The organism is Streptomyces sp. NPDC104381 (genome assembly GCF_055583745.1).
In genome coordinates, this window is the sequence record NZ_JBVJNK010000015.1 from 1 (window position 1) to 6,817 (window position 6,817).

The 6,817-nt window shown below is 68.0% G+C and carries 5 protein-coding genes and 2 pseudogenes; 2 read left to right on the forward strand and 5 right to left on the reverse strand.

What is annotated here, in order from left to right:
• Positions 1-165 (reverse strand): annotated as a pseudogene (locus ACZ607_RS34875) (IS5/IS1182 family transposase); the annotation flags it as partial.
• 158 nt (positions 166-323) lie between these two features.
• Positions 324-809, reverse strand: coding sequence for a hypothetical protein (locus ACZ607_RS34880; protein ID WP_469741925.1), 486 nt, complete (start codon positions 807-809; stop codon positions 324-326).
• Positions 810-1,360: 551 nt separating this feature from the next.
• Here ACZ607_RS34880 and ACZ607_RS34885 point away from each other — a divergent pair.
• On the forward strand, positions 1,361-2,602 hold the full coding sequence (locus tag ACZ607_RS34885; RefSeq protein ID WP_469741932.1) for an MFS transporter: 1,242 nt from the start codon (positions 1,361-1,363) through the stop codon (positions 2,600-2,602).
• A gap of 678 nt (positions 2,603-3,280) precedes the next feature.
• On the forward strand, positions 3,281-4,486 hold the full coding sequence (locus ACZ607_RS34890) for an IS110 family RNA-guided transposase (RefSeq protein WP_469741926.1): 1,206 nt from the start codon (positions 3,281-3,283) through the stop codon (positions 4,484-4,486).
• Here the strand turns inward: ACZ607_RS34890 and ACZ607_RS34895 are convergent.
• The 3 genes and pseudogenes from ACZ607_RS34895 to ACZ607_RS34905 all read right to left on the reverse strand — a co-directional run.
• Entirely contained in the window at positions 4,479-4,964 is a 486-nt protein-coding gene (locus tag ACZ607_RS34895) for a hypothetical protein (RefSeq protein ID WP_469741928.1), read from the reverse strand. The genes ACZ607_RS34890 and ACZ607_RS34895 overlap by 8 nt on opposite strands.
• Before the next feature lie 91 nt (positions 4,965-5,055).
• Complete coding sequence (locus ACZ607_RS34900) at positions 5,056-5,697, reverse strand: class I SAM-dependent methyltransferase (RefSeq protein WP_469741930.1); 642 nt, start codon at positions 5,695-5,697, stop codon at positions 5,056-5,058.
• Between the two features lie 1,000 nt (positions 5,698-6,697).
• Positions 6,698-6,817, reverse strand: a pseudogene (locus ACZ607_RS34905) (IS5/IS1182 family transposase); the annotation flags it as partial.

Below are 6,817 nucleotides of genomic sequence, written 5' to 3' on the forward strand. Positions count from 1 at the left end.
CCGTCCTCGGCGTCGAGGAACGCGAAGGCGAGCCATGACGCGAGCGAAGGCAGGTGCGTCACCAGCTTGTCCGGCGGTGAGCACGAAGGCCAAGGACCGGCACTGGGTGTCGGAGGCCAGGTGGATCTTTGTGGTCAGTCCGCCGCGAGACCGGCCGATGGCATGGTCTGTCGGTTCGCCGGCCGGGGAAGGAGACGTACGAGTAGGCAGGGCCCCTGCGCCAGCGGGAAAGGAGCGTGAGCCTCAGGCTTTGAGCCAAGGGCATGGGCGCCCGGCCTCCGATCTCTTCGAGAACCGGAGTGCCGAACGCCGCGCGCGTGGCCTCAGCCCGCGATCGTCGTGACCACCACACGCTGGGCGTAGGGGGCGCCCTCAAAGTTGTCGACAATCGCAGTGATCTTCACCGGGTCACCCCCACCGAACGGAAGGTGGTCTCCCCACGTGCGGGCTGTGATCGACACGGTGCGCTTCTTCCCGTCACAGGTCAGCTCGGAGGAATGCATCTGTCCCACTCCACGGGGGCTTTCGATCTGCGTGTCCCGTTCGTCGGCCAGCCGCCAGGCGTAGCCCAGGGAGAGCGTCGGGGTCGGGTCGCAGGAGTAGGTCAGGTCGACCGTGATGCCGTCCTCGTCCTGCGCCGTCGCAGGGGCGTACCTGACCGCGCCCACGGCGACGGTGTTGTCCTTGCCGAAAATGGTCGAGTCATCTCCGGCGAGAGCCGGGGAAGCGCCGGCCAGAGTGCCCGCCACAGCCAGGAGTACCGAGGCAGAGGCGAGGGAGGCACGGCGGCGCAGAGCTAACGAGTACATGCTGAACTCTCCTAATCCCAGGAATTTTTGGCGATGCAGTCGTGGATCTTCGCAGTCGTCCGGGAACGTGTCCAGGGCGCCTGGTGCGCCTGGTGCGCCTGGTGCGCCTGGTGCGCCTGGTGCGCCTGGTGCGCCTGCGAAGGCATGCCCCCGGTCATGAACCACCGGACAGAGCATTTGGATCGTTCCGGGAAATGGAGCTCGCTCCGTTTGCTCCGACGCGTCCAGAAGGTCCGCAAGGAAGTCGACCGGCACGGTTCCCGGGACCGCCCCGAGCGCAGGCGGATGCCGAGGTGACAGCGACGGGGTGTGGCGGCTCTTTGGTGTTCCACGCCTTCGCTGCCTTCGCTGCCTTCGACACGAACGAACCCGAGTCCGGACCGGCTTCACTCATCTCTGCGGGGGTGCGGGCCTGCCGCTTCGGCCTGCGGACACGTCCCGTTCGCGCCCGGCGTGACGTTTCCGCCAGTAGGAGAAGACCCGCCTTCGTCCCAGCTGCCTGGGGAAGGTTCGGCGAAGTCTGTTCCGTCGAGTGTGGAGGTAGCGCCGTGATGGCCGTGGAGCCGAGCCGTGTGATGCGTTCTTCGCCGTACTGGTCGGTGATCACCCATACGACGATCCGGCGGATCCTTCCCGGATTCGCCGTCTCCTCCCTGGGCGACGGCATGGCCGTGGTGGCGGTCAGCTGGCTGGCGATCGAGTTGGCACCCGCCACCCACCGCGGTATGTGGGTCGCGTCAGCGGCTGCCGCCTACACCCTGTCAGGGGCCTTGGGCGCGCTGCTGCTCGGCCGCTTTCTTCGTCACCACCATCCGGCCCGGCTCGCGGGCTGGGACGCGGTACTGCGAGCGGGTGCGCTGGGGGCCATTCCGGTGCTGTACGCCGTGGGCGCCCTAGGTATCGAGGGCTACGTGGCGCTGCTGGCACTCTCCTCGGTGCTGCACTCCTGGGGCCAGGCGGGTGTGTACACGCTCATCGCCAGGGTGCTACCGGAGCAAGAGCACCTGGCAGGCAATGCTGTGCTGTCCGGTGTGGGGTCGATCGCCACGGTGGTCGGCCCGCCGCTGGCGACCCTGCTGATCACCTTCGCAGGCCCGGCGACAGTGCTGGCGGTGGATGCGACGACGTTCCTGATCCTGGCGGTCACGTTTCTCGTCCTGGCCCCCGAGGGCGCGGTGCCGGAGCCCGAGCGCGACACCGCGTCACAGACGGCCGGGTTCGCTGTGATCCACCGAATCCCCGCTCTGTCGGGGCTCCTCACGCTGAGTTTCGTGTTCTTCTTTCTCTTCGGTCCGCTGTACGTCGCCCTGCCCGTGCACGTGTCGAACGACCTCGGTGCATCGGCCGGTGTCCTGGCGACGTTCTACACGGCCTTCGGCGTCGGGGCGGTGCTCGGGTCGGTGCTCACCGGCTTCCTCAGCAGGCTGCGGTTGTGGCCCGTGACGGTCGGCATCGTGATCGGCTTCGGCACGCTGCTGCTGCCACTGGGCCTCGGTGCCCCGACGGCCCTGTCCGTCGTCTGCTTCGGGGCGGCCGGGCTGCTCTGGCCGCCGTACGCGTCGCTCTCGACCGCCCTCTTCCAGCGTTCGGCGCCCAGTACGGTGCTGCCACAGGCTCTTGCTGCGAACTCCGCCGTCAGAGTCCTGTCAGTCCCCTTGGGTACCGCACTCGGCGGACCGCTCGTGGCCGTCCTGGGCCCTGTCGGCATCCTGCGCCTGTCGGGGGTCGGCATCGCGACGACGGGTGCCGTCGCGGCGGTCGCGCTTGCCCTGCGGGCGGTCCGACACAGGTGAGGGAAAGCCACTTCGTGGTGCGCGGGGCAGGACGGGCAAGTGCCTGAACACACGCTGTTCAGAGCGTCTTGTCTTGGCTCGGCTTCCAGGGCGGTCCATGCCCAGGGCTCCTGAGGCGGATCCCAGCTCACCTCGACGTCGGTGCCGTGGAAGTCGCGCGCGAGTTCCGTCACCATCGCTGCCGCAGTGGCCCGCGCGTCTCTCGGGGCGGTGTTGATCGACACGTCCAGCCGACCGCAGAGATTTTCCGCTTTCGGTGAGGACGCTGGTGCGCCAGCCCTCCGCCGTCGCAATCAGGAAGATCCCCCTTCGGGATGCCCCAGGCGGGCCGCCCTCTTCTTCTCATTCCTGCGTCTCACCATGCCGCCTGTCCAACATCGTCGAATTCGTGATGATGAGACTGGGATCAACCGCCACAGCACGCTTGGGTGCCCCCCGTTACCTTCTTCGTGGCTCCGCAATGGGGCCTCCGGCCTTCGGGTCCGGCATGACTTCCCCCCTCCTGTTGTTGATGATCCGGGGGGGGGTGGTGTCACCGGGTCCGGAGGCATCGACGGACCGCTGATGAGGGGCTTGAGCACCGGCTTCACCCAAGACCGGAACAGCTCTCCGTAACGTGGATGTGGCAGCTCGGTGCCCTGGCAAGGCCGGACGAAAGCGTGATGGAGGGGCCTGCACGTGATCGACACCAGCACTATCGACGTCTTCCTCGGCCTGGACGTCGGCAAGGGCGAACATCACGCCACCGCCGTCACCCCGGCCGGGAAGAAGGCGTTCGACAGGCGTCTGCCCAACACCGAGCCCAAGCTCCGCGAGCTGTTCGCGAAACTGAAGGCCAAGCAAGGGACGGTGCTGGTCGTGGTCGACCAGCCGGCCTCGATCGGGGCTCTGCCGCTGGCGGTCGCGCGGGACATGGGCTGCCCGGTCGCCTATCTGCCGGGTCTGACGATGCGGCGGATCGCCGACCTCTACCCCGGCGAGGCAAAGACCGACGCGAGAGACGCGTTCATCATCGCGGACGCGGCCCGCGCGATGCCGCACACGCTGCGGGCGATCGACGGCGAGGACGAGACGATCGCCGAGCTGGAGATGATCGTCGGGTTCGACGACGACCTCGCAGGGGAAGCGACCAGGGTCGCGAACCGGCTGCACGGCCTGCTGACCCAGATCCACCCATCGCTGGAACGGGTGCTGGGGCCGCGGCTGCAGCACCCGGCCGTCCTCACGCTGCTGGAACGGTTCGGGTCCCCGGCCCAGATACGCGAGGCCGGCAGACGGCGACTGGTCACTCTGCTCCGGCCGGGGGCCCCGAGGATGGCCGAGCGGCTGGTCGAGGACATCTTCGCCGCCCTGGACGAGCAGACCGTGACGGTCCCTGGCACCGAGGCTGCCGCGTTGATCGTCCCCAGCCTCGCCGGATCCCTGGCCGCCGTCCTTGACCAGCGGAAACTGCTGGCCGGGCGGATCGAGGAACTCCTGGAGGACCACCCTCTTTCCAAGGTCCTGACCTCGATGCCGGGAGTCGGTGTCAGGACCGGAGCCCGGATCCTGATCGAGGTCGGCGACGGCAGCACCTTCCCGACCGCCGGCCATCTCGCTGCCTATGCGGGTCTCGCCCCCGCGACCCGCAGCTCAGGCTCCTCGATCCGCGGCGAGCAACCGTCCCGGAGAGGGAACAAGCAGCTCAAACGGGCCTTCTTCCTCTCCGCGTTCGCCGCCCTGGCCGACCCGGCCTCCCGGACCTACTACGACAAGAAGATCGCCCGGGGAAAGCACCACACCCAGGCCCTGCTCTGCCTCGCCAGACGCCGAGCCGACGTGCTGTTCGCGATGCTCCGCGACGGCACCTTCTACGAACCGCAGCCGGCGGCCGCAGTCACCTGATCTGCGGGTCTGCGAGGAGGACGACTCGATCGGCCTCGACGTCGAAGCCGAGCACCGGATGGCCGTAGTCGCCCTCCGCGTCCATCAGCACTGGCTTGCCCAGCCGCCGCCCGATCTCCCGGAGGAAGTCGCAGAACACATCAAGTCGTTCCTGGCCCTGCAACTCCCGCAGGTCGATGTCGAAGTCGACTTCATCGTCGGCATGAAACCGGAAGATCGCCAGCACATCGGCAGTCAGCCAGACTCGCAGGTCAGGGCACTCGTCATCCGCCGGGCGGGACAGCACGGCCTCCGCCCGGGGCACCGGAAGCACCATCTCTCCTTCGGAGTACTGGTACTTCCAGCCCTTCTCCGCGACCAGATCGAGGACCGCCTGCCAGTCCTCCGCCGAAGCGTTCGGGACACGCACGTCCGGCAGCGACCCCATGATGTCCGGGTCGAAGAAGCACTTCACGTCATCCCACAGCAGATCAGCCACCTCGCCATGCTGCCCGGCTCACCGACCCGACGCACCCCCGTTTCCCTTGACCAAAGACATAGGGGCCCCCAATGCACGGCCCGGCGTCCGCCTACCTACTGACGGCGTCCGGGGAGAACCCGGCGTGCACGCTGACGGCGTAGCCGCATCCCTCGATGTAGGGATCGCCGCCCCAGGTGGCATAGCGCCGGTGCAGGGCCAGTCCGGCATCCGCGCACCACCGGTCGAACTCCGTCAGTGTCAGTGGCGGTTCCTCCAGAGGAAGGTGAGCAGCGTCCAGGCCCATCCCTGTGACCAGAAGACCGCCGTCGCCCAGCAACGCGGCCAGTTGCCGGATGACGGAGGACTCACTGCCTGGGGCGAGCAACGGAATGACGTTTCCGGCGGCGAGTACCAGGTCGTACTCCGGCTCGAGATCGAGGCTCTCCAGCCGGGCAAGGTCTCCGAGGAGCCACGCCTGATCAGGAGCGGTGCGGCGGGCAACGGCGAGCATCGAGGAATCGATGTCCACGCCGGTGCACCGATATCCCAACTGCGAGAGCCGGATCGCGATCCGTCCGGTGCCGCAACCGGCGTCGAGCACCCGGGCGGAAGGCTGTAGCAGCGCGTCGCAGAAGGTCGCCTCGCCGTGCATGTCCTGGCCTGATTCGGCGAGCTGCGCGAAACGTCGGGCGTACTCCTCCCCGGCCTGCCCGCCGGTGAGTTCCGCCCAGCGGTCCTGTTGCCCAGTCATGTTCATCGTGCCTTTCGATGGTTCCGATGAGGGGTATCGTCCGCTGTCCCGTCGAACGTGCGGAGCAGGGTCCCCTTCGACGCGCTTCCCTCGGTCACCGGGCAGCGCCCGTGCGCCGGCTGTCGAGGTAACTGATCAGCTTCACTTCGCTGCGCAGTAGTCGGTCACGATCGTCCGCCGGGAGGGACTCCAGCAAATCGACGAGAGCCTCGCTCCGGGGGACGTGGACCATCGCACCGGAGTACACCCTGCATCGGGAGCACCAGCCCAGATGGACGCACCGCTCGTACGACAACGAGGCGGACGGGTGGATTCGGAATCGGTAGGTGCGGGCCTCGGCGCCGCAATCGCCGCAGATCCACCGGCCGGCATCTGTGGACGTCTTCCAATTCGGGTTCTTGACCCATCGCTGCTGCACGGTTCGTGCTCTTCACGTATTCATGTGCGACATGATCTCTCAGCTTCTCGCCGTCCGGCCACCTCGATCGCAACGTCCCTTCCTTCGCGCCGCACCGGCCATCGGTCCAGCCGCTGCCAGGGGCAGGCGTGGGGGCGCCACGATGGTCCCGTTCCGGCGTGCAACTCGTTCCACTGCCCGGGCCTCCAGGGCGTTCCGCGGGACGTACAGGGGTGAGCTGCCGGTCTGCGCGCGTTGCAGTCACTTGATCACTTCGTACACGGCAGGGGCACCCGGCGACACGGCCGGTGCGACGTCTGCCGGCGTCCCGGTGTCAGCCCTCGCCGGACGTAAGGGCGGGACGGCAGCGGGGACGGCACCCGAGGTGCGGAGCCGGAATCGTGGGGGCGGCGGTGGCGACGGAATCGCGTCCTGGGCGGGCGCCGCAAGCCCCTCCCGGAGCCGGGCGTGGGCGGCGAGTCTCGGTGGCCGCGGCGAAGTCTCACCGGACTCTCAGGCCCCCATGGTGTCGCGCCGGTTCTTCAGCACGGATTACTAGTGCCGCATCAGGCAACGTTCGCCCTCTAGGTCCTCTCGTTTGGATCACCGCGCGGACCAGAGGAAGATACCCGCGATGTGGAGTCCGGCCAGGTAGATGGTCGCGGTCTTCTCGTAGCGGGTGGCGATCCCTCGCCACTGTTTCAAGCGGTTGATGCAGCGTTC